Source organism: Aquitalea sp. LB_tupeE, from assembly GCF_013391415.1.
GTDB lineage: Bacteria > Pseudomonadota > Gammaproteobacteria > Burkholderiales > Chromobacteriaceae > Aquitalea.
The window spans coordinates 1-21,780 of record NZ_JACAXB010000020.1; the positions used below are offsets into that span (position 1 = coordinate 1).

A 21,780-nucleotide genomic window follows, 5' to 3' on the forward strand; every position below is an offset into this window, starting at 1 on the left:
CCCTTGGCCCCGTCAAGCATGCCGACGGCTGGCCGGGGCGAGGTGTTAAGCGTCTGCAATGTCTGAGCGATTTGACGTTAGCAAATCGCGAGTTCAGCCGCGCCTCGCCCTGGTCGGGTCCAGGAGGGCAGCCGCAGGCCATGCTTGCTAGGGTGGCCTTGGAGGTGAAGGAGGGCTTGGCCAGGCAAGCCCTCTTTCCCGTTCGCCGCGCGGAAGCGGCAAGGTCAAATATCATCCGTGTGAGCGGACTTTTATTACAGATTTCCCTTTTAAAATCAAAGGAAAAACCAAATTGCGGGTCTCGCCCCGCTGGCGAGGTACTTTACTTTTGCTTCGCCAAAAGAAAGTACCCAAAGAAAAGGCGACCCGCAGCGCGTCGAATTCCCGCCCCAGCCGCACCGCCCAAGGCGCGGCTGAACTCGCACCGTGCTACCGTCACGGCGCTCAAACATGCAGCCGCTTAAAACCTTGGGCAGCACGCCTGCGTCGGCTCGCGCTGACGGGACCGGGGCGGCTCCGACAAATGTGTCAGAGCAGAAAATGACTGTGCTGTTTTTGGGATTTTATTTGGCGCTGGACCAGCTGCGGCGGAACGACCAGGTAAGGCTGGGGCTTCCGCACTACGCACAGGGCGGCACGTCTGAGTTGGTGCGCGCTGATGGGGCAGGGGCAGCTTAGACAGGCCTTCTTGATTAGATAACCACCGCACCGACGCCACCCTTGGCCCCGTCAAGCATGCCGACGGGTGGCCGGGGCGAGGTCTTAAGCGCCTGCCCTGTCTGAGCGATTTGACGTTAGCAAATCGCGAGTTCAGGCGTGCCTCGCACCGGACGGGCCCTGTCGGGCAGCCGCAGGCCATGCTTGCGGGGTGGCCTTGGAGGTGAAGGAGGGTTTGGCCAGGCAAGCCCTCCTTCCCGTTTGCCGCGCGGAAGCGGCATGTAAATCATCATCCGCTTGAGCGGATGCAGCGCCTGTTTTCACTCTGTGGCGGCAACCGTGAGAGCGGAGGCAAAGCCTGTTTTTACTTTGAGCGCCCACCATCTGGCTACCCCATCACTTCAACAGATAACTCAGCACAATCCCCGCCATCAGCACCGCGCCAACCCGGTTGTTGTCCAGAAAAGCCTTGAAACACAGCCCTCGGTCGCGGGTGCGGATTTCCAGATACTGCTTGGCAATCAAACCCAGGCTGATAGCCAGCGCGGCAAATAACGGCCAGCCCAGGCCCAGGTGCAGGCCGATGCCGGCCATCATGCTGATGAATACGGCATGGCATAACATGATGCCGGTGACGTCGTGGTCGCCAAAGGTGATGGCTGAGGTCTTGATGCCGATCTTCAGGTCATCCGGCTTGTCGGCCATGGCATAGGCGGTATCGTAAGCGACGGTCCAGAAAGCATTGGCCAGCAGCAGCAGCCAGGCCAGCGCAGGGACCTGATTGTTGAGCGCGGCAAAGGCCATGGGAATGCCAAATGAGAAGGCAATGCCCAGATACGCCTGTGGCATGGGGAAGAAGCGCTTGGTGAAGGGATAGCTGGCAGCGACGAAAACCGCTGGCACGCTCATCAGCCAGGTCAGCTGGTTGAGTGGCAAGATCAGCAGGAAAGAGAGAATGGCCAGCACCAGCGCCAGCAGCAGGGCTTCGCGCTCGGTCACCGCGCCACGGGCAAACGGACGCTGGCTGGTGCGCTCCACATGCATGTCGTAGTGGCGGTCGGCATAGTCGTTGATGACACAGCCGGCGGAACGCATCAGAAAGGTGCCGACCACGAAAATCAGCACCACCAGCGGGTCCGGCTTGCCGTTACCGGCGATCCACAGCCCCCACAGGGTTGGCCACAGCAGCAGCAGGGTGCCGATGGGCTTGTCCATGCGCATCAGCTGCTTATAAACGGTGTAGCGGTCTTTCAGGGCGTGCAGTGTCATCGGGCAAAGTCTTTCAGTGCGGGCAGGAACACCTCGCATACCACCATGGGGGCGTCATCCAGCACAAAACGGCAGCGGCGGGCGCTCAGGCTGTCGGCCTGGGCTGTACTGGCCTGGTGTAGCGGATGGTTGCGGTCCAGTTGCCGGTAATGCAGGGGGGCGCGTTGCAGCTGTGGCAGGCCGCCAAACAGGGTGAAGCCGAGCGAACGGCTGCCCCGGTCCAGAATCGGCTGCCATACCGGGCAGTCCAGCCGGGCGATGCTGCGCGCATAAACGACTGGCACCTCGTCCAGCGTCAGCAGCACATGGCGGGCATACAGTTGTTCGTCCGGGGCGATGCCCAGCAGGGCGGGTTCATCGGCATGGGCCGGGCTGCTGCCCTGGCTGAGCGGTTGCACCGCAAAGCGGTGGCCGGTGGCCAGCAGCCTTTCGGTGAGCGAGCCGGGCTCGGTGACAAAGCCGAGCAGGGCCGGGGAGAGGGCGGGCGGCTGCGGCAGCCAGTGGGAATCCTCGATCATGGCGCGCATTATGCCAAAGCAGGACGATGCTTGTCCTGTTTGTCGCCTGTAATACGACAATACGCTTGCCTGTTTATTTCACCGCAGGGCTGCGGCAGGTATGATGAAAGCCCCTGTTCTTGCCCTTTGCCGGACTTGTGTCAGCCCTGTTGCCGCAAGCGGAATGACGATCATGATAGAAACCCTGTTGTGGCTGGTAGGCTACCAGCTGGCTGGAGAACTGATCAGCCGCACTTTCTCGCTGCCCTTGCCTGGCCCGGTGCTGGGCATGCTGTTGCTGTTTGCCACGCTGGCCTTGCGCAAATCCGTACCGGAAAGCATGAAGCTGAATGTGCCGCGTTTTCTGTCGCACCTGTCACTGCTGTTCATTCCGGCCGGGGCTGCCGTGCTGGCCTACCGTGACGTGCTGGCCGGTTTTGGCTGGCAGTTGATTGTGGTGCTGGTGTTGTCCACCACGCTGACCCTGCTGCTGCCCGGCCTGTTGCTCAAGCTGCTGCTGGCGCGCCATCGACACCAGGAGGGCGCATGAATACCGATGCTGCGCTGAGCGTGCTCCGCACTTCTCCCCTGACCGGCGTGTTTGTCACCTTGCTGGCTTACAAGCTGGCGGTATTGTTCAACCGCCGCTGCAAAGGACATCCCTTGTCCAATCCGGTGCTGATCGGTGTATTGCTGCTGCTGGCCTGGCTGTTGGCCACCGGCACCAGTTACCGCGATTACATGAAGGGCGGGGTGATGGTGCAGATGCTGCTTGGCCCGGCCACAGTGGCACTGGCCGTGCCGCTGTATGGCAATCTGTCGCGGCTGAAGCGTGCCGCCGGCCCCCTGGCCATCACCATCGGGTTTGGTGGGTTGGTAGGGATTGTCAGTGCGGTGGGGGTGGGCTGGCTGCTGCAATTGCCGCAGCAGGTATTGCTGTCGCTCACCACCCGTGCCGTTACCACGCCCATTGCCATGAGCGTGTCGCAGGGCATTGGCGGCATTCCGGAGTTGTCCGCCATGTTCGTGATTTTGTCCGGCATTTTCGGTGCGGTCATCGTCAAACCCTTGTTCAATCTGCTGGGCTTGCGCGATGACATGGTGCTGGGGACGGCAACCGGAATTTCCGCCCACGGCATCGGCACGGCCAGGGTGTTTCAGTTGTCGGAAACGGCGGGTGCCTTTGCTGGCCTCGCCATGGGGCTGAATGGTGTGGTGACGGCCATTCTGGTGCCCGTGCTGGCCCCGTTGCTGCACTAGGCCCGGGGCCGGCTAGGTGTTTGTCCGACATGCAGCTGACACACGCCTGGTGTAGGCTGCCGGTCTGCTGTCATGTCCTGGGATAGAGGCATGTCGTGCGATACCGCAAGGCGGTTTGGCCTTGCCCGGATGTCGCACCAACAACAATAACGGAGGTGAATGATGGATCTGATTCTATGGCGTCATGCTGAAGCGGAAGAGGGCTCGGATGATCTGGCGCGTGCGCTGACGCGTCGCGGCCAGCAACAGGCCAGCCAGATGGCTGCGTGGTTGCGTGATCGCCTGCCGCGCGATTTCATCTTGCTGGCATCGGAAGCCAAGCGCTCGCAGCAGACCGCTGCATTGCTGAGCAAGCGTTATACCGTGCTGCCGGAACTGAACCCGGATGCCTCGATCGAGGCGGTGATGCAGGCGGTCAACTGGCCTGAAGCAGGCAAAACCATTGTGCTGGTGGGCCATCAGCCCTATATCGGTCGCTTGTCTGCCCAGTTGCTGGGCGAGCAGCCTTTGTTGTGGAGCGTCAAGAAAGGCGCGGTGTGGTGGTTGAGCCATCGCGTGCGCCACGATCTGGAGCAAGTGCGGCTGAAGGTGATGATGACGCCAGGCATGCTGACGCCAAATGAATGAGCTTGTTGCTTGTTTTGGAAAGAAAACCGCCTGTTGGGCGGTTTTTTATTCTTTACTGCACAAAAAAAGAGGGCTCCCGAAGGAGCCCTTGATCAGCGGGTACCAAGCGGGCCGGGGTGGGCCCTGAGAGAGTCTTGGTAAGTGAATACTAGAAATACTTTTCACTAAATGCAATAGATGGCGGTCAGCACGCGGTAGCAGCCAGCTGTTGGCGCAGGTTTTTTGCTACAGCCACCATGCGTTGCAGTGCGGCTTCCACTTCCGGCCAGCTGCGGGTTTTCAGGCCGCAATCCGGGTTGACCCACAGGCACTCTGCCGGAATCACTTGCAAGGCTTTCTCCAGCAGCGCCGTCATTTCGTCGGCGCCTGGTGTGCGTGGGCTGTGGATGTCGTATACGCCGGGGCCGATCTGGTTGGGATAATGGAACTGGGCAAAATCCTGCAACAGCGCCATGTCCGAACGCGATGTTTCGATGGTGATCACGTCTGCATCCAGGGCGGCAATTTGCGGCAGGATATCGCCAAAAGCCGAGTAACACATATGGGTGTGAATCTGCGTGCTGTCATCCAGCCGCCAGCTGCATAGCCGGAAGGCTTCACCCGCCCAGCGCAGGTAGTCTGCCTGTTCGGCCTTTTTCAGTGGCAGGCCTTCGCGGATGGCGGGCTCGTCAATCTGGATGATGCGGATGCCGGCATTTTCCAGTTCCAGTACTTCTTCATTCAAGGCCAGGGCAATTTGCTTGCATACCGTGCTGCGCGGCAGGTCGTCGCGGACAAAGCTCCATTGCAGCAAGGTGACCGGCCCGGTCAGCATGCCTTTCACCGGGCGCTGCGTCAGGCTTTGCGCGTAGACGGCCCAGTTAACGGTCATGGCCTGTGGCCGTGCCACATCCCCCACGATGATGGGGGGCTTGACGCAGCGGCTGCCATAGCTTTGCACCCAACCCAGCTGGGTAAACACAAAGCCATCCAGCTGTTCACCAAAGTATTCCACCATGTCGTTGCGCTCTGCCTCGCCGTGTACCAGTACATCCAGGCCCAGTGCTTCCTGACGGCGTATGGCCAGGGCGATGTCCTGCTGCATGGCTTGTTGATAGTCGCTGGCGGACAGTTCCCCGCGTTTGAAGGCGGCGCGGGCGCTGCGGATGCTGGAGGTTTGCGGAAAGGAACCGATAGTTGTGGTGGGCAACAGCGGGAGCTGCAGCCAGTCCTGTTGCTGCTTGGCCCGGCTGGCGAAGGGGCTGCGGCGTTGATCGGCACCCGACGGCAAGGTGGTCAGCCTGTCCTGCACTGCCGGGCGATGAATCAACGGGCTGTTTCGGCGCAGGGCTTGCACATGGTCGCTGGCCTGCAGCTCATGCACGATGCTGCTGCGGCCCTGTTTCAACCCGCGCTGCAGCAGCTTCAGCTCGTTCAGCTTTTGTACGGAAAAAGCCAGCCAGCTGCGGATGTCTGCATCCATGGTGGTTTCGGCCGCGGCATCTACCGGGCAGTGCAATAGCGAGCAACTGGGGGCCAGCCACAGTCGATCACCCAGTTGTCCGGCCACGGTCTCCAGCTGTTCCAGCCGGGCCGACAAATTGCTGCGCCAGATATTGCGCCCATCGACAATTCCCGCGGAAAGAATCTTGTCGGCGGGCCAATGCGCGGTAAAAGCCGACAACTGCTCCGGTGCGCGCACCAGGTCCAGATGCAGGCCGGCGACCGGCAGGGCGGTGAGTAGCTCGGCATGGCCGGCAACGCTGCCAAAATAGGTGGCCAGCATAATGTTCAGCGCTATGCTGCCCAATTGCTGGTAGGCGGTGGTGATGGCCTGCAGCCAGTCGGCGGGCAGGTCCAGCGCCAGGATGGGTTCGTCCAGCTGTACCCAACTCACGCCGGCTGCGGCCAGTTGCTGCAGGATCTGTTCATAGCAGGCCAGCAGCGCGGGCAGCAGTTGCAGCCGGTCAAACTCCCCACCTTTGCATTTGCCCAGCCACAGCAGGCTGACCGGGCCGATCAACACCGGCTTGGTGTGGATGCCCAGTGCCCGTGCCTCGGCCAGTTGGCTTAGCAAGGCGGCCGGATTGGCGGTAAAGCGGGTGTCGGCATGCCATTCCGGTACCAGATAGTGGTAGTTGGTATCAAACCATTTGGTCATTTCCTGCGCGGGCTGCTGCTGGTTGCCGCGTGCCAGCTGGAAATACTGATCCAGGCTGAGATTGGCAGCGTCAAAGCCGAAGCGGGGCGGGGTGGCTCCCACCAGAATCTGCGTATCCAGCACATGGTCGTACAAGGAGAAGTCCCCCAGTGGCGACAGGGTGATGCCCGCCCCCTTTTGCAGCAGCCAGTGGCGTTGGCGCAGTTCACGCGCTCCCTGTTGCAGTGCCTGTTGGTCAATTTGTCCCTGCCAGTAGTTTTCCAGCAGGAATTTCAGTTCACGTTTGGCGCCGATACGGGGAAAACCGGCCAGGTGCAGGGTGGTCATGCGGGGCTCCTTGTTGTCAGTGGCTCCAGCATGGTGGTTTTTGTTGTATGATTAAAACGCATAATTTTGTCGATTTGAATTAATTATTTTCATGAACAGGCAGGTCAATCATGTTGGAGTTGCGTCACTTGCGTACCCTGCTCGCCTTGCAGGAAACCGGCAGCGTGTCGCTGGCGGCAGAGCGGGTGTTTCTCACCCAGTCTGCCTTGTCGCATCAACTGAAGCAGCTGGAGGCTTACTATCAACAGCCGCTGTTCGAGCGTAAAAGCCAGCCGCTGCGCTTTACCCTGGCGGGGGAGCGGCTGCTGACGTTGGCGCATGAGTTGCTGGGCCGTGTGGCTGCGGCGGAGCGGGATGTGGCGCGCATTCGCGAAGGGGATGCCGGTGAGTTGCGCGTGGCGGTGGAATGTCACACCTGTTTTGACTGGCTGATGCCGGCCATGGACAGCTACCGCCAGCATTGGCCGGCGGTGGAGTTGGACATCGTGTCCGGTTTTCATGCCGACCCGGTCAGCCTGCTGCTGACCCAAAGGGCGGACCTGGCCATCGTGTCGGAAATGGAGCCGCAAGCCGGTGTGGTGCACCACCCCTTGTTTGCCTACGAAATGGTGGGCATCGTGGCGCGGGATCATCCGCTGGCAGAAAAGAAAATATGGCAGGCGGCGGATTTCGCCGGTGAAACGCTGATCCAGTACCCGGTACCGGATGACATGCTGGATTTGTGGCGCAAGGTATTGTTGCCCGCCGGGGTGAATCCGCCACGACGCAGCAGCGAGCTGACGGTGGCCATCATCCAGCTGGTGGCCAGTCGCCGTGGTGTGGCAGCCTTGCCGTACTGGGCAGTTCGGCCTTATCTGGAAAAGGGCTATGTGGTGGCGCGCACCATTGGCGATGGGGGCCTGCGCAGCGAGTTGTATGCGGCGGTACGCAGCGAGGATGCAGCGCTTGCCTTCATGCAGGATTTTCTGGCCACAGTGCGGGAGCGCAGCTTTGCCACGCTCCCCGGCCTTACCGTTTTGGCTGGCTAGTCAGTCAGTGCCTAGACATGGTCGGCATGTTCATCATGCCCTTCCATGCCCAGTTCCTGAATCTTGCGGGTCAGGGTGTTGCGGCCCCAGCCCAGCAGATGGGCGGCTTCCACCTTGCGGCCCCCGGTATGGGCCAGCCCGGTGCGGATGCAGCTTTCCTCAAAGCGGCGCGTGAGGTCGTCGATGATGCCGACTTCTCCGGCGCGCAGGCGGCGTGCCACTTCTTCGGCCAGGCCCAGCGTCCAGTCCACCACGTGTACGGCACTGCTGACCACCGGGCTGCCCTCACTGTCTGTGGCCGGGGTAAGGGTTTCCGGTTCACGCAGTTCGGCGGGCAAGTCGCCCACTTCCACCTGCTGGCCCGGGGCCATCACGGTAATCCACTGACACAGGTTTTCCAGTTCACGCACATTACCGGTAAAGCTGTGGAACTTGATGACTTCCATGGCGGCTTCGGTCAGGCGCTTGGGCTCAACGCCCAGACTGCTGGCGCTTTTGGCCAGGAAGTGGCGGGTCAGCAAGGGGATGTCCTCGCGCCGTTCGCGCAAGGGCGGCAGACGCAGGCGGATCACGTTCAGGCGGTGGAACAAGTCCTCACGGAACAGCCCCCGTTTGACACGGTCTTCCAGGTTCTGGTGCGTGGCGGCTATCACCCGCACATTAGCCTTGATCGGCACATGGCCGCCCACGCGGTAAAAATGTCCGTCCGACAGCACACGCAGCAAGCGGGTTTGCAGCTCGGTGGGCATGTCGCCGATTTCATCCAGAAACAGCGTGCCGCCTTCCGCCTCTTCAAAACGGCCACGTCGGGTAGCCAGCGCACCGGTAAACGCACCTTTTTCGTGGCCGAACAGTTCGGATTCCAGCAAGTCCTTGGGAATGGCTGCGGTATTCAAGGCAATGAAAGGCTTGCTGGAACGCACTGAATGGCGGTGCAGTGCTTCAGCCACCCGTTCCTTGCCGGTACCGGACTCGCCGGTAATCAGCACGGTGACGTGGGATTGCGACAAGCGGCCAATCGCGCGGAACACGTCTTGCATGGCGGGGGCCTGGCCTAGCAGCACCGGCATGGCTTCCACGCCGCCGGTGGCTTCGATCTGGCTATTGCTCTCGGCCAGGGCACGCTCGATCAGCTGCACAGCCTGGTCGACATCAAAGGGCTTGGGCAGGTACTCGAACGCACCGCCCTGGAAGGCAGCCACTGCCGAGTCCAGGTCGGAGTGCGCAGTCATGATGATGACCGGCAGCTGCGGATGATCGGCCTTGACCCGGGAGAGGAATTTCAAACCATCGGTGCCGGGCATGCGGATGTCGGAAATGATAACGCGCGGGGTATTGTCGTACAGGGCATTCAGGGCATCGTCGGCGCTGGAAAAACTGTCAAAGCCGATGCCACTGCGGCCGAGTGCCTTTTCCAGGACCCAGCGGATGGCCTTGTCGTCATCAATGATCCACACCGGGTTATTCATAGCAGCCCTCGTTTCTGTAATGGGGTTCAGTCCGTGTTGCTGAAGGGCAGCATCACGGTAAAGCAGGTCTGGCCGGGGCGGGATTCAAATTCGATGCTGCCGCCGTGCTGGTGTACATACGCCTGGGCCAGTGTCAGTCCCAGGCCGGTACCTTCGGCACGTCCGGTGACCAGGGGATAAAAAATGTGATCCCTGATTTCTTCCGGAATACCGGGACCGTTGTCGACAATCTGCAATTTTAATGCCAGCACGTGACGCTTCCGTGCCAGGGTGACCTGGCGGGCGACGCGGGTGCGCAAAATCACCTCGCCTTTGGCCTTCATCGCCTGTACCGCGTTCTTGACGATATTGAGCACCACCTGGATCAGCTGTTCCTTGTCCGCCACCATATGCGGCAGGCTGGTGTCGTAGTCACGACGAATGATGAGGCCTTGTGGATACTCGGCCAGGGCAATGCTGCGCACCCGCTCCAGCACTTCGTGGATATTGATTTCGCTGCGTACATGACGGCGGTGCGGGGCCAGCAGGCGGTCTACCAGCGATTGCAGGCGCAGGGCTTCTTCCTGGATGACTTCGGTGTATTCCTTCAGCTCCGGCCGGTCGGACAGCTCATGCTCCAGCAACTGGGCCGCGCCGCGGATTCCCCCCAGCGGGTTCTTGATTTCATGTGCGAGGTTACGAATCAGCTCCCGATTAGCCTGTTGTTGCAGCAAAAGCCGCTCTTCATTGGCAATTTTCAGTTGTTGATCCAGTGGTCGCAGCTCGACCAGCGCCAGCCTCCCTTCTGCGTCAATCGGCGTGACTGACAGGGCAATATGCAGCGGCTGCTCGCCATGTGGCGTGCGCAGTTCGAGATCGTGCTCGATATAGCTGGAGTTGTGTTGTAATGCGGTAGCCAATGCCTGGCGCAGGGCGGGGCTGTCTTGCAGTAACTCGAACAGCGAGTGCCGTAGCAACTCACGCCGGCCTATGGCCAGCAGGTTTTCACAGGCGGGATTGGCAAATTCGAGTTTGCCATCGGCATGGGTGATCAGGACCGGGGTGTCGAGTAAATCCAGACCGGCAAAGCTGGGCGAGTTCATGGTGCTCCGAATCGGATAAGGCTGTGCATCTGACCATTAGCAATAAGTACGCCAAGCCAGAGCACCGCATATGCACGAAATCGGCCTTAATGATGCACCATTATTGTGCAGATGATGAAGATTGCCCCAGTTCGCGGCGTAATGCATCTACATTCTTCTGACGCTCGGTCACGGCGTCTTTCAGTTTTTGCACCCGGTCCAGATATTTCTGGTAGTTGCGGGTTTCATCCCCGTTGCGGGTGGCTGCGCCATCGGTGTAAGCCTTTTGCGCATCGGCCAGGGCTTTTTGTTCGTTAGCCAGTTCGTTTTCCAGAATCTTGCGGCGGCCTTCGTCGCGCTTGGTCTGGGTGCCGTTATCCACGCTGGGGTAACCATCCGGGGTGGAGGCAGATTTGCCGCTGGCGGCCGCCTTGCCCTTGCCGCTGCCACTGCCGCCATAGGTGGACAGCGGTGCCAGGTGCATGGGCTTGGCGCCCTTGATCGGCACATTGGTGAAGGTGACATTGCCATTGGCGTCGATGTATTTGTACACCTCGGCATGGGCCAGACCACAAGTCAGCAGCAGGCAGAAAGCAAGGGTTTTCATGATAGCGGGCATCAGCGGTGAAAACGGGTGGACGTGACGCTATGATAAGCAAAAGGCTGGCGCGCGTCACATCTGCATGACAACAGTGCTGCGGCCAGCATGTCGTACATCTGCTGTCTGTGTCATCATGCGCACGGGGTTCACGTCGTGCCAATGGCATGGCGTGTGCCTGTATTTGCTATCCGGTCTCCATGCAGAAGGTAATGAGGAAATGTTTGCAGTCATTCGTTCAGGCCGTCAGCTTGTCACTTTAGTGAAAGCCTGCCCATGCTGATTCAGTTGCTTTATTCCAGCAAGGCTACCTCGGCACTGTCGCCTGCTGATTTGACGGCAATCCTGGACAAGTCCGTGGCCAATAATCAGGCCAGCCAGATCACCGGTCTGTTGCTGTACCGCGATGGCTGTTTCTTGCAGCTGCTGGAAGGGGAGGCTGGCGTGGTGGATGCGGCTTTCAGGAGAATCAGCCGGGACCCGCGCCATCATCAGGTGGAATCCTTGTTTTACAATGAGTGCAAACAACGCGAGTTTGCTCAGTGGTATATGGGGTTCCATGTTCCGCAGCCCGCGGCGCTGGCAAAGTTTCCCCAGTTTGCCCCGGTGTTTGATCCGGAATTCGACGTCAGCCAGTTGGTTGTTACGCCGCAAGATGGCCTGGCCATGCTCAAGGTGTTTGCCGAGCTGCCGGGCTGAGTGAATCCGGTGGTCGTGCGGGGGTAGCGCATTGGCATGAAAAAACCCGCACAAGCAGTGCTTGCGCGGGTTTTCTGTATCCGGCAAGGCGTCCGTGGACGCCAAAGGCCTGATTACAGCGAGTAGTACATTGCAAATTCTACCGGGTGGGTAGTCATGCGGGTCAGGTTCACTTCCTGCATCTTCAGTTCGATGTAGGCGTCGATCCATTCGTTGGAGAACACACCGCCACGGGTCAGGAAGTCGCGGTCTGCGTCCAGGGCAGCCAGGGCTTCGTCCAGGCTGGCGCACACGGTCGGGATCAGCTTGTCTTCTTCCGGCGGCAGGTCGTACAGGTTCTTGTCAGCAGCATCGCCCGGGTGAATCTTGTTCTGGATACCATCCAGACCGGCCATCAGCAGTGCGGAGAAGCACAGGTACGGGTTAGCCAGCGGATCCGGGAAGCGCGCCTCGATACGACGAGCCTTAGGATTGGCCACGTGCGGGATACGGATGGAAGCAGAACGGTTCTTGGCGGAATAAGCCAGTTTTACCGGAGCTTCATAGTGCGGAACCAGACGCTTGTAGGAGTTGGTACCCGGGTTGGTGATGGCATTCAGTGCCTTGGCGTGCTTGATGATACCGCCGATGTAGTACAGGGCAGTGTCGGACAGACCGGCATAGCCGTCGCCAGCAAACAGGTTTTTGCCGTCTTTCCAGATGGACTGGTGAACGTGCATGCCGGAACCGTTGTCACCAACGATGGGCTTGGGCATGAAGGTAGCGGTCTTGCCGTAGCTGTGCGCTACGTTCTGAACCACGTATTTCAGGATCTGGGTCCAGTCGGCACGTTGGGTCAGGGTGCTGAACTTGGTACCGATTTCCATCTGGCCGGCAGTAGCCACTTCGTGGTGGTGCACTTCAACCGGCACGCCCAGTTCTTCCAGCAGCAGAACCATGGCAGAACGCAGGTCTTGTGCGGAGTCAACCGGCGGAACCGGGAAGTAACCACCCTTCACGCCCGGACGGTGACCGGTGTTGCCACCTTCGAATTCTTCAGCGGAGGCCCAGGCAGCTTCTTCGGACTTGATCTTCACGAAGCAACCGGACATGTCGGTGCCCCAGGTGATGCTGTCGAATACGAAGAATTCCGGTTCCGGACCAAAGTAGGCGGTGTCGCCCAGGCCGGATGCCTTCAGGTAAGCTTCAGCGCGCTTGGCGATGGAGCGCGGGTCGCGGTCGTAGCCCTTGCCGTCGGCCGGGTCGATCACGTCACAAGACATGAATACGGTCGGTTCGTCAAAGAAGGGGTCAATCTTGGCGGTAGCCGGGTCAGCCATCAGCAGCATGTCGGAGGCTTGAATGCCTTTCCAGCCAGCAATGGAGGAACCATCAAAAGCGTGGCCGCGCTCGAACCACTCGTCAGCATCTTCCAGCAGCACGTGTGCCGGAATGGTAACGTGTTGTTCTTTACCACGGGTATCAGTAAAACGCAGGTCTACGAACTTGACGTCGTTTTCTTGAATCAGCTTGACTACGTCTGCAACCGCCATGAATGTTCTCCTAAAGGCAACGTGCATCGAAAGCAATATTGCTTGATAAAGATGGTACGCTTTGCTTGAAGCATGAAGCGTGCCAGGCTAAGAACGCTAATTCAATCATTGTGTCACAGGGTGTTCGGTCCTGCCAGTCGTAAGTTTTGCACCAAAATGGAACAGTCATGGGTGCATTTGCTTCATCTTGGTGCGCCACCTTGTGCCGGCAACGTCACCATCCATGCAGGCCCTGCGCACCATAGTGTGGCACGGCCCCGTTACAAAGAAAGGTAGCTTATGGAACAAACAGTCAAGATCCTGCAAAACGCTGCAGAACGTGCCGTCAGTCAGCAATTGACTTATCAGGGAGCCCTGACGCCTACCGAAGCGTATTACCTGATTCAGCAAGTGGAAGGCACCGTGCTGGTGGACGTACGTAGCGCGGCAGAGTGGCAATTTGTTGGTGTGGTTCCTGGTGCATTGCGGATCGAACTGCGCAGTTTTCCCGGCATGCAGCCTAATGCGCAGTTTCTTGCGCAATTGCAGGGCGCAGTGGACAAGCAGGCTTTGCTGCTATTGATGTGCCGCAGCGGCGTGCGCTCTCATGAGGCAGCCGTGCAGGCCGCCGCCGCCGGATATACCCGTGTATACAACGTGATGGAGGGCTTTGAGGGCGACAAGGATGCCCACGAACATCGCGGCGTGCTTAATGGCTGGAAAGCCCATGGCTTGCCGTGGGTGCAAGGCTGAAGCAGGGCGGATTTGTTGGGACAGGGGTATTGACCGGTTGATGTTTATGACTTTACACGGCAAAGTGCTACCTCAGCAGATGAACCGCACGATGCGGTAGCACCACAGGAATCCAAGAAAGCTGATCATGACCAACCGTTACGCCGTTATCGGTAACCCCGTTTCCCATAGCCAGTCGCCGTTCATTCACAGCGAATTCGCTCGTGCCACTGGCGAAGCAGTGCAATATGAAAAGCTGTTTGCCGAGCTGGACAAATTCAACGAAGTGGTTGGCCAGTTTGTACAAAATGGTGGCCTGGGCCTGAACGTCACCTTGCCGTTCAAAGGGGATGCCTTCCGCATGGCTCAGGAAGTCACCGAACGGGCCCGCGCCGCCGAAGCCGTTAACACCCTGACTTTCCGCGATGGCAAAGTATATGGCGACAATACCGACGGTGTCGGTCTGGTCCGCGATATCGTGGAAAACCTCGATTTCCCGATGGAAGGCAAAAGCATCCTGATTCTGGGGGCTGGCGGTGCCGTGCGCGGCGTGCTGGAACCCATTCTGGAGCAGAAACCGGCCAAGGTGACCATTGCCAACCGGACCCTGATCAAGGCGGAATCCATTGCCCACCATTTCGCACCCTGGGGTGAAGTGGTGGCTAGTGGCTACGAGGCACTGGAAGGCAAAACCTTCGACATCATCATCAACGGTACTTCCACCAGCTTGCACAACGAAATTCCGCCGCTGCCGGCCAACATCTTCACCGCCCGCACCCTGGCTTACGACATGGTGTACAGCAAGGGTCTCACCCCTTTCCTGAAACGTGCGCAAAGCGAAAACGCCGGCATGCTGGCCGATGGCCTGGGCATGCTGGTGGAGCAGGCTGCCGAGTCCTTCCATATCTGGCGTGGTGTAAAACCGGATACGCGCAAGGTCACCAATATGCTGCGAGAAGTGCTGGCCTGATTTGATGCGGCTCATTTTGAAGATCATGGCGGTCCTGGTGGCCGCCATTGTGTTGTACAACCTGTGGATTTTCGGTCACATCGTGTACTGGCGCAGTCATAACCCTGCCGCCAGTGCCTTCATGAACGAGCAGTTGGCCAAGTTGCAGGAAGACGACCCCGAGGCTGAATTGCGGCAGAAGTGGGTGCCGTACGCCCAGATTTCCCCCAATCTGAAACGGGCGCTGATTGCCGCGGAAGATGCCAAGTTTGCCGATCACGAAGGGTTTGACTGGGATGGCATCGAGGCTGCTTTTGAAAAGAACCTGAAGCAGGGTCGCATTGTGGCTGGTGGCTCCACCATCAGCCAGCAATTGGCGAAGAACCTGTTTCTGTCCAGCAAGAAAACACCATGGCGCAAGTTGGAAGAAGCCGCCATTACCGTGATGCTGGAGAAGGTGCTGGATAAGCGCCGTATTTTCGAGATCTACCTCAATGTCATCGAGTGGGGGAACGGGGTGTTTGGAGCCGAAGCTGCCGCCCGCTATTACTTCCATACGAGTGCTGCCCGGCTGTCTGCCGGTCAGGCAGCCAAGCTGGCGGCAATGGTGCCCAATCCGCGCTATTACGATGAACATCGCAATGCCAGCGGCCTGATGAAGAAAACCCGCATCATCCAGCGGCGGATGGCCTATGCCGACCTGCCTTGAGATCCCCCCTTTGCTGGAAGGCGAAGGGGGCTTCATGTTACAATCCTGCCTCTGTTTATCCGTTCTGCCGTACCGAAAAGGTGCGGTATTGCACATGGACTTACCCAGTTATCCCATAGCCCCTGGCTTCCCCGTTTTTCCTTGTTGATTGCCGCCATTACGACCGTGTAGCCCAGTCTCCGTCGCCATGGCGGAAGGAGTTGTGCTTGTCGGTTATCGAAAAAAAACAAACTGCTGAACGATTGAGCGAAAGCCTGGCCGAGGTGCAAAGGCTGATTGCGCTGCATCACCAAGATGATGCCGTCGCCCCTGCTAATTCGCCGGCACTGGACGAGCTACAGCAAAGACTGCAAAACCTGCATCCGGCAGATATCGCCTACATTCTGGAAGCCCTGCCGCTGGATGACCGCCTACTGGTGTGGGACCGTGTCAAGGCCCAGCAGGATGGAGACATTCTGCTGGAGGTTTCCGATGCGGTGCGGGAAACCCTGATCGAATCCATGGCACCGGCTGAACTGCTGGCCGCCGCGCGCCAGCTGGATACCGACGAACTGGCTGATCTTGCCGGCGACCTTCCACGGCAGGTGGTGTATGAAGTCATGGGTGAACTGGACGAGGCCGAGCGTCAGCAATTGCAATCGGCTTTGTCTTATCCGGAAGGCAGTATTGGTGCGTTGATGGATTTTGAACTGGTGAAAATCCGTGCCGATGTCAGCTGCGAAGTCGTGTTGCGCTATCTGCGTCGCTTTGATGAGCTGCCACACCAGACCGACAAGATTTTCGTACTGGATGCCAGCGAAGTACTCTGTGGCGTACTGCCTTTGCGCAGCCTGCTGGTAGCAGACCCGGAAGCCATGGTGGCCGACGTAATGGCCACCGAGGTGGTGTCGTTTCAGCCTGAGGACGAAGCGCGCGATGCTGCCCTGGCATTCGAGCGTTATGATCTGGTATCCGCTCCGGTGGTGGATGAGCGCGGAGCCTTGCTTGGCCGGCTGACCGTCGATGAAATGGTGGACGTACTGCGGGAAGAATCAGACAGTGAAGTGCTGAACCTTGCTGGTCTGAAAGAAGAGGAAGACCTGTTCGCGCCAGTCATCGACTCGGTCAAAAACCGCTGGTCCTGGCTGGCCCTCAATCTGTGCACAGCCTTTGTCGCCTCGCGGGTGATAGGCGCATTCGAACACTCCATCAACCAACTGGTGGCGCTCGCCGCCCTGATGCCCATCGTGGCGGGTATCGGTGGTAACTCCGGCAATCAAACCATCACCATGATCGTACGGGCGCTGGCCATGGGACAGATGCAGGTCAATCATGCCTGGCGCTTGTGGCGCAAGGAACTGGGTGTCAGCATCTTTAACGGTTTGATTTGGGGTGGTGCAATTGGCCTGATCGCCTGGATGCTGTACGGACGCCTGTCTCTGGGCCTGGTCATGTTAGCCGCCATGACGCTCAACCTGATGCTGGCCGCCACCATGGGTGTGTTGATTCCTTCATTGATGCAAAAGCTGGGCCGTGACCCGGCACTGGGCTCCAGCGTGCTGATCACCGCATGTACGGACTCCGGTGGCTTTTTCATTTTCCTTGGCCTTGCCACTCTTTTCTTGCTGTAAATCATGCTGACACTTGAACAGGCACTGCGTTGCCATTCCCTGCCACGTCTTGAGGCACGCATGCTGTTGCAGCATGTTCGCCCTGGCCTGACCCATGCCCGCATGATTGCGGACCCGGACCTGCCGCTTACGGAAGACGAAGTCGCGCGCTTCACGCAGTTGGCACAGCGCCGGCTGCAAGGCGAACCGATGGCTTATTTGCTGGGCGAGCGCGAATTTTATGGCCGTCCGTTTCGTGTCAGCCCGGCCGTATTGATCCCTCGGCCGGAAACCGAGCACCTGGTGGAAGCCGCCTTGCAGCGCGTGACCACGCTTGCACCAAGGCGTGTGCTGGACCTGGGCTGCGGTAGTGGTGCCATCGCCATCACCCTGGCACTGGAAGCGCCGGCGTGGCAGGTGCAGGCCGTGGATTTGTCTCCGGCAGCGCTTGAGGTTGCCCGTGACAATGCGCAGCAGTTAGGCGCAGCGGTCGTGTTTCATCAGGGAAGCTGGTACCAGTCATTGGCCGGGCAGGATACGTTTGACCTGATCGTTTCCAACCCACCGTATATCGAGCAGCACGATCACCACCTGGACGAGGGGGATGTCCGTTTCGAACCGCGCATGGCCCTGACTGATGAGGCTGACGGCTTGATGTGCCTGCGCGCCATTATTGAGGGTGCGCCGTCCCGATTGAGGCCTGGCGCATGGATCATGCTGGAACATGGTTATGATCAGGGGCCTGCAGTGAGAGACTTGCTACGACATGCCGGGTTTGAGCAAGTTGAAACGCTGCTGGATCTGGCTGGGCTGGATCGTGTGAGCTTGGGACAGATGCCTGCACCATAAGTTGATGGTGTGCTGCGTGTGCAGGTAGGAAAGTTTTACCGCAGCCGGGTGGGCGCTTTATCTGTCATCGACATCTTTTGCCCTGTATCAAGTGACGAGGGCGTTTCTGACGGCATGCTGGTGCCCGTCTATAAGCAGACAGCCGGTACCTGATGTCTGCCATCGACAAGTGAGGCGCGCTGGAAATGAAACTGGCGCATTCCCGTCCGTTGGAAGACAGTAATGCGCCAGTGTCGGCAGGCAATGCCGGAGGCATTGCGCGGCTAGTGCTTAGTGGTGATGGCCGTGCGCACCGTGAACGTGGCCGTGGCTGAGTTCTTCAGCACTGGCGGCACGTACTTCGGTAACCTTGGCAACAAAGCGGATGGTCTGGCCAGCCAGCGGGTGGTTGGCATCCACGATGGCCTTGCCGTCAGCGATGTCGGTGACGCGGAACAGCAGAACGTCGCCGGTTTCCGGGTCGTCGGCTTCAAACATCATGCCGACTTCCACGTCAGCCGGGAACACGTCCAGGTCTTCAACGCGAACCAGTTCTTCTTCCGGGTCGCCAAAAGCGTCATCCGGGCTCAGCTTGACGTCGACGGAGTCGCCAACGTTCTTGCCGTGCAGGGCCTCTTCCACCAGCGGGAAAATGCCATCATAGCCACCGTGCAGGTAAGCAATCGGCTCTTCGGTCTTGTCGAGAAGGTTGTTTTCCGCGTCGAACATCTCGTAGTGGAGGGTAACGACGGTATCTTTGGCGATTTGCATCAGAAATTGTCCGGGATGAAATGAAAAATCTTGACAGGGCAGGGAGCACAAAAATTCCCTCTCCTGCAAGGAATGGTGCGGAACAGCCGCTTGAACGTATTGTAAACCATAGAAGGGCTCGCAAGCCCGTGAAACTGCCATGAAACCGATGACATTACTGGGTGGGCTCACTCCAGAAGCCTTCCTCAAAGAATACTGGCAAAAAAAGCCTTTGCTGATTCGTGGTGCGCTGACCGATGTCGGTCCCCATGTCGATTTTAAATGCCTGTCCGAACTGGCCATGCAGGAAGACGTCGAATCCCGCCTGATCGAGAACCGCAATGGTCGCTGGCATCTGGAGCGCGGGCCCTTCCGTCCGGCTCGCTTTCGCAAGCTGGGTGAAACCGACTGGACCATACTGGTGCAGAATGTGAATCATCATTTGCCGCATATCGACAAGATTCTGTGGCAATTCGATTTCATCCCGTTTGCCAGGCTGGATGACCTGATGATCAGTTATGCGCCTCCCGGTGGCACGGTCGGTCCGCATTTCGACTCCTATGATGTATTCCTGCTGCAAGTCGGGGGTAAAAAGCGCTGGCAGATTTCCTCACAGGCTGATGACGACTTCATCCCGGATGCCCCCATCCGTGTGTTGCAGGATTTCCGTGTCGAAGAGGAGTTCGTGCTGGAGCACGGTGACATGCTGTATCTGCCGCCCAAATGTGCGCATTACGGTGTGGCACTGGAACCGGGCATGACCTATTCAATCGGTTTTCGCGCAGCACCCGCTCAGGAGTTGGCCACACAGTTCCTGGTTCATCTGCAAGACCATATCTGTCTGGACGGACGCTATGCTGATCCGGAATTACAGCGCCAAGCGGATCCGGCCCGTATCAGCGAGGAAATGGTGGAAAAAGTCAGCCAGATGCTCAGCCAGATTGTCTGGAACAAAGACACGGTGAGCGATTTCCTTGGCCACTACCTGACAGAACCAAAGCCGCACGTTTTCTACGACTCTCCTGACGATGAGTTGGATGAGGACGAATTTGCCAGTGAAATTTCCTTGCGCGGTGTCGAGCTGGACCGAAAGAGCCTGATACTGTTCCATCAGGAAATGTTCTATTGCAATGGCGAGGTTCTCGAAATCGAACCAGATGATGTTGCGGTGTGGCAACAGTTTGCCAATCAGCGACATTTGTCGGCAGCTGACATCAGGCCGTCGTTATTGGGTGTGCTGTACGAAGGATATCTCAATGGATATTGGCATTTGTCGCCGTCTGTAGCAAAATAACCACATCAGATGTTCAAATGTACTCATGGCAAGGCATCCAAGCGGCAAGCATCGGCGTTCAAACGCTCATTTTGCTGTGAATGTTGCACTGCGGAAGGTTGCCGGGCGATTGGTGGCATTTTTGCTACTCTACCCCCCTACACAGCAATTTTTTTCGTGATACAATTTGCGCACTGAAAGATTTTCAGTCGCCCAGTCATTTCCAAATACAGCTTGGGCGATTAAATTGACGTCTTGTTAACTTATCTTTAAAGGTCAAGAAAAAATGAAACAGTCGCTCCTCGTTGCTGCCCTGCTGGCCGTTGCTCTGTCCGCTTGCGGTAAGAAGGCTGATGCTCCGGCTGAAGCTTCCGCTCCTGCTGTTGAAGCTTCCGCTCCGGCTGCTGACGCTTCCGCTCCGGCTGCTGATGCTTCCGCTCCGGCTGCTGACGCTTCCGCTGCTGCTGCTTCCGCTCCGGCTGCTTCCGCTGCTCAGTAATTCAGCGCGAAAGCACCAAAAAACCGGCTTCGGCCGGTTTTTTTATGCCTGCACTTTCTTTCTGCTGTATAGCAGATGAGTGCGGTGAAATAAAAAAGCCCGCAATAGCGGGCTTTTTCATGCGGAAGCGCAGGCTTACTGCAGTTCTGTCTGTAGTTTGGACAGGACAGATTTGGCAAAGCTGTCGGAAAGAACCTGACCTTGCTTGTTCTGTACCACCAGAGAGCTGATGCCGTTGCCTTCTTCCTTGACCACCACACGGTATTCCGGTGCGCCAGGATTGGCCTTCTGATCAGCGTCCTTGCTCTTCCAGAAGGCGAGGCCAGACCAGAAACCGCCGCTGGACGACTCTTCCTTGTCCAGTTCACCCTTGGCGGGTTTTACGAAGTAAATACCTTGTGAGCGGTCGCGATCATTGACCACCAGGCCAATACGGTCGAGTGCCAGACCTACACGACGCCATGCACGATCAAAACCGTCGTTGATGTTGAGTTTGCCATCAACAATGCTGTCTTTCGGCTTGTCGGCAACCACCTGGGTTTTCTTGATTGCTTCCTTGGCTTTCTCTTCGTTGATACCCATGCGGATCATGAAGCGGCCCAGCAGCTCGGCTTCCAGATTGGGATCAACCGGACGCGGCTGCCACATGGTGTCCGACTTGCCTTCGTTGATGAAGGTTTCGTACATGCCGCGGTGCGAGAAGTAAATCTCGGTGCCGTTGGCGGTTTTTTCCAGGCGGATGCGGAATTTGTCACGCTCCGGAGTGGACATTGCGCCACCCAGGCCAACCGTTTCCATCAGCTTGCGAATACCATCGGACGGCAGCTTGGCGCGGTTTTCCGCCCAGTCAGTTTCCATGATGCCAAGGTCCGGCTCTTCGGTCTTGATGACAAAACCGTTTTCTTGCCAGAAGGCCTTCAGCACCGGCCACAGTTCGGCCGGCGATTTGCCCTTCACCTCAAGCCAGCGCTGGGTGCCGGCGCGTTCCATGGTGATATTGTCGATACTGTTGACGGCGACAGTATTGCCAGTCACGGCCGCCTGAACGGCAGCGGCTTGCTGAGTGGCTGCCACAGTATTGCTGCTGGCCAGGGCAGAGGCGCTGCCAGTAGTCGGAATGACATATTTGTTCTGGATTTGCGGCGCGGTCAGGTCCGGCGGCACTTCCAGCGTGTTGCCCGCTTTGGGCGGTTCGGCGGACTTGTAGTCCAGTTTCTTTTCCAGCGGGTTGGAGGTGCTGCAACCGGCAAGAATGCCGGTTGCGAGCAGAATCGCGGCGGGCGCGCTTCGTTTCATGCGGACTCCCTT

General features: G+C 58.5%; 22 protein-coding genes. 13 read left to right on the forward strand and 9 right to left on the reverse strand.

What is annotated here, in order from left to right:
- The coding region (locus tag HWX34_RS21110; RefSeq protein ID WP_218645152.1) for a hypothetical protein at window positions 1-464 on the forward strand (464 nt) is incomplete at its 5' end.
- 589 nt (window positions 465-1,053) lie between these two features.
- Here HWX34_RS21110 and ubiA read toward each other — a convergent pair.
- Both ubiA and HWX34_RS11355 read right to left on the reverse strand, forming a co-directional pair.
- A complete protein-coding gene (ubiA, locus tag HWX34_RS11350) occupies window positions 1,054-1,926 on the reverse strand; it encodes a 4-hydroxybenzoate octaprenyltransferase (protein ID WP_178972342.1) in 873 nt (290 codons plus the stop codon).
- The gene (locus tag HWX34_RS11355) at window positions 1,923-2,444 is read right to left on the reverse strand and encodes a chorismate lyase (RefSeq protein WP_255496684.1); all 522 of its coding nucleotides are present in this window, start codon (window positions 2,442-2,444) and stop codon (window positions 1,923-1,925) included. Before HWX34_RS11355 ends, ubiA begins: the two co-directional genes overlap by 4 nt.
- A 172-nt stretch (window positions 2,445-2,616) precedes the next feature.
- On the opposite strand from HWX34_RS11355, the gene HWX34_RS11360 reads away from it, so the two are divergent.
- From HWX34_RS11360 to HWX34_RS11370, 3 genes are all read left to right on the forward strand, one after another.
- Complete coding sequence (locus HWX34_RS11360; RefSeq protein ID WP_178972344.1) at window positions 2,617-2,973, forward strand: CidA/LrgA family protein; 357 nt, start codon at window positions 2,617-2,619, stop codon at window positions 2,971-2,973.
- Window positions 2,970-3,683, forward strand: coding sequence for an LrgB family protein (locus HWX34_RS11365; protein WP_178972345.1), 714 nt, complete (start codon window positions 2,970-2,972; stop codon window positions 3,681-3,683). The genes HWX34_RS11360 and HWX34_RS11365 overlap by 4 nt, the downstream gene beginning before the upstream one ends.
- 159 nt (window positions 3,684-3,842) lie before the next feature.
- Complete coding sequence (locus tag HWX34_RS11370; RefSeq protein WP_242673487.1) at window positions 3,843-4,310, forward strand: histidine phosphatase family protein; 468 nt, start codon at window positions 3,843-3,845, stop codon at window positions 4,308-4,310.
- 184 nt (window positions 4,311-4,494) lie between these two features.
- Here HWX34_RS11370 and metE read toward each other — a convergent pair whose 3' ends face one another.
- Window positions 4,495-6,777, reverse strand: coding sequence for a 5-methyltetrahydropteroyltriglutamate--homocysteine S-methyltransferase (metE, locus tag HWX34_RS11375; RefSeq protein WP_178972346.1), 2,283 nt, complete (start codon window positions 6,775-6,777; stop codon window positions 4,495-4,497).
- 110 nt (window positions 6,778-6,887) lie between these two features.
- Between metE and HWX34_RS11380 the strand changes: the two genes are divergently transcribed.
- Window positions 6,888-7,805 carry a LysR family transcriptional regulator gene (locus HWX34_RS11380; RefSeq protein ID WP_178972347.1) on the forward strand — a complete coding sequence of 306 codons (918 nt, stop codon included), beginning with the start codon at window positions 6,888-6,890 and terminating at the stop codon, window positions 7,803-7,805.
- 11 nt (window positions 7,806-7,816) lie between these two features.
- Here the strand turns inward: HWX34_RS11380 and ntrC are convergent, their stop codons facing one another.
- The 3 genes from ntrC to HWX34_RS11395 form a co-directional block, all read right to left on the reverse strand.
- Window positions 7,817-9,274, reverse strand: a complete 1,458-nt coding sequence (ntrC, locus tag HWX34_RS11385; RefSeq protein WP_178972348.1) for a nitrogen regulation protein NR(I) — start codon at window positions 9,272-9,274, stop codon at window positions 7,817-7,819.
- 26 nt (window positions 9,275-9,300) lie between these two features.
- The gene (glnL, locus tag HWX34_RS11390) at window positions 9,301-10,356 is read right to left on the reverse strand and encodes a nitrogen regulation protein NR(II) (protein WP_178972349.1); all 1,056 of its coding nucleotides are present in this window, start codon (window positions 10,354-10,356) and stop codon (window positions 9,301-9,303) included.
- Between the two features lie 100 nt (window positions 10,357-10,456).
- A complete protein-coding gene (locus tag HWX34_RS11395; protein ID WP_178972350.1) occupies window positions 10,457-10,942 on the reverse strand; it encodes a DUF4124 domain-containing protein in 486 nt (161 codons plus the stop codon).
- Window positions 10,943-11,209: 267 nt separating this feature from the next.
- Between HWX34_RS11395 and HWX34_RS11400 the strand changes: the two genes are divergently transcribed.
- Window positions 11,210-11,632 carry a BLUF domain-containing protein gene (locus tag HWX34_RS11400; protein WP_178972351.1) on the forward strand — a complete coding sequence of 141 codons (423 nt, stop codon included), beginning with the start codon at window positions 11,210-11,212 and terminating at the stop codon, window positions 11,630-11,632.
- A gap of 113 nt (window positions 11,633-11,745) precedes the next feature.
- Here the strand turns inward: HWX34_RS11400 and glnA are convergent, their stop codons facing one another.
- Window positions 11,746-13,164 (reverse strand): type I glutamate--ammonia ligase, encoded by a 1,419-nt coding sequence (gene glnA / locus HWX34_RS11405; protein ID WP_045847615.1) that lies wholly within the window; start codon window positions 13,162-13,164, stop codon window positions 11,746-11,748.
- Between the two features lie 279 nt (window positions 13,165-13,443).
- Between glnA and HWX34_RS11410 the strand changes: the two genes are divergently transcribed.
- From HWX34_RS11410 to prmC, 5 genes are all read left to right on the forward strand, one after another.
- On the forward strand, window positions 13,444-13,896 hold the full coding sequence (locus HWX34_RS11410; protein WP_178972352.1) for a rhodanese-like domain-containing protein: 453 nt from the start codon (window positions 13,444-13,446) through the stop codon (window positions 13,894-13,896).
- A gap of 127 nt (window positions 13,897-14,023) precedes the next feature.
- Window positions 14,024-14,845: a shikimate dehydrogenase gene (aroE, locus tag HWX34_RS11415; protein ID WP_178972353.1), complete on the forward strand. Its 822-nt coding sequence runs from the start codon at window positions 14,024-14,026 to the stop codon at window positions 14,843-14,845.
- A 4-nt stretch (window positions 14,846-14,849) separates the two neighbouring features.
- Window positions 14,850-15,533, forward strand: a complete 684-nt coding sequence (gene mtgA / locus HWX34_RS11420) for a monofunctional biosynthetic peptidoglycan transglycosylase (RefSeq protein WP_178972354.1) — start codon at window positions 14,850-14,852, stop codon at window positions 15,531-15,533.
- Between the two features lie 206 nt (window positions 15,534-15,739).
- The gene (gene mgtE / locus HWX34_RS11425) at window positions 15,740-17,143 is read left to right on the forward strand and encodes a magnesium transporter (protein ID WP_178972355.1); all 1,404 of its coding nucleotides are present in this window, start codon (window positions 15,740-15,742) and stop codon (window positions 17,141-17,143) included.
- 6 nt (window positions 17,144-17,149) lie between these two features.
- Window positions 17,150-17,971: a peptide chain release factor N(5)-glutamine methyltransferase gene (prmC, locus tag HWX34_RS11430; protein WP_370459739.1), complete on the forward strand. Its 822-nt coding sequence runs from the start codon at window positions 17,150-17,152 to the stop codon at window positions 17,969-17,971.
- Between the two features lie 270 nt (window positions 17,972-18,241).
- On the opposite strand, the gene HWX34_RS11435 is transcribed toward prmC, so the two are convergent.
- Window positions 18,242-18,721: a peptidylprolyl isomerase gene (locus tag HWX34_RS11435; protein WP_045847609.1), complete on the reverse strand. Its 480-nt coding sequence runs from the start codon at window positions 18,719-18,721 to the stop codon at window positions 18,242-18,244.
- Window positions 18,722-18,860: 139 nt separating this feature from the next.
- On the opposite strand from HWX34_RS11435, the gene HWX34_RS11440 reads away from it, so the two are divergent.
- Together HWX34_RS11440 and HWX34_RS11445 are read left to right on the forward strand one after the other, a co-directional pair.
- Window positions 18,861-19,994 carry a cupin domain-containing protein gene (locus tag HWX34_RS11440; protein ID WP_178972357.1) on the forward strand — a complete coding sequence of 378 codons (1,134 nt, stop codon included), beginning with the start codon at window positions 18,861-18,863 and terminating at the stop codon, window positions 19,992-19,994.
- Between the two features lie 265 nt (window positions 19,995-20,259).
- Window positions 20,260-20,472 carry a hypothetical protein gene (locus HWX34_RS11445; protein WP_045847607.1) on the forward strand — a complete coding sequence of 71 codons (213 nt, stop codon included), beginning with the start codon at window positions 20,260-20,262 and terminating at the stop codon, window positions 20,470-20,472.
- A 135-nt stretch (window positions 20,473-20,607) separates the two neighbouring features.
- Here HWX34_RS11445 and bamC read toward each other — a convergent pair whose 3' ends face one another.
- On the reverse strand, window positions 20,608-21,768 hold the full coding sequence (gene bamC / locus HWX34_RS11450; protein ID WP_178972358.1) for an outer membrane protein assembly factor BamC: 1,161 nt from the start codon (window positions 21,766-21,768) through the stop codon (window positions 20,608-20,610).
- Window positions 21,769-21,780 lie beyond the last annotated feature (12 nt).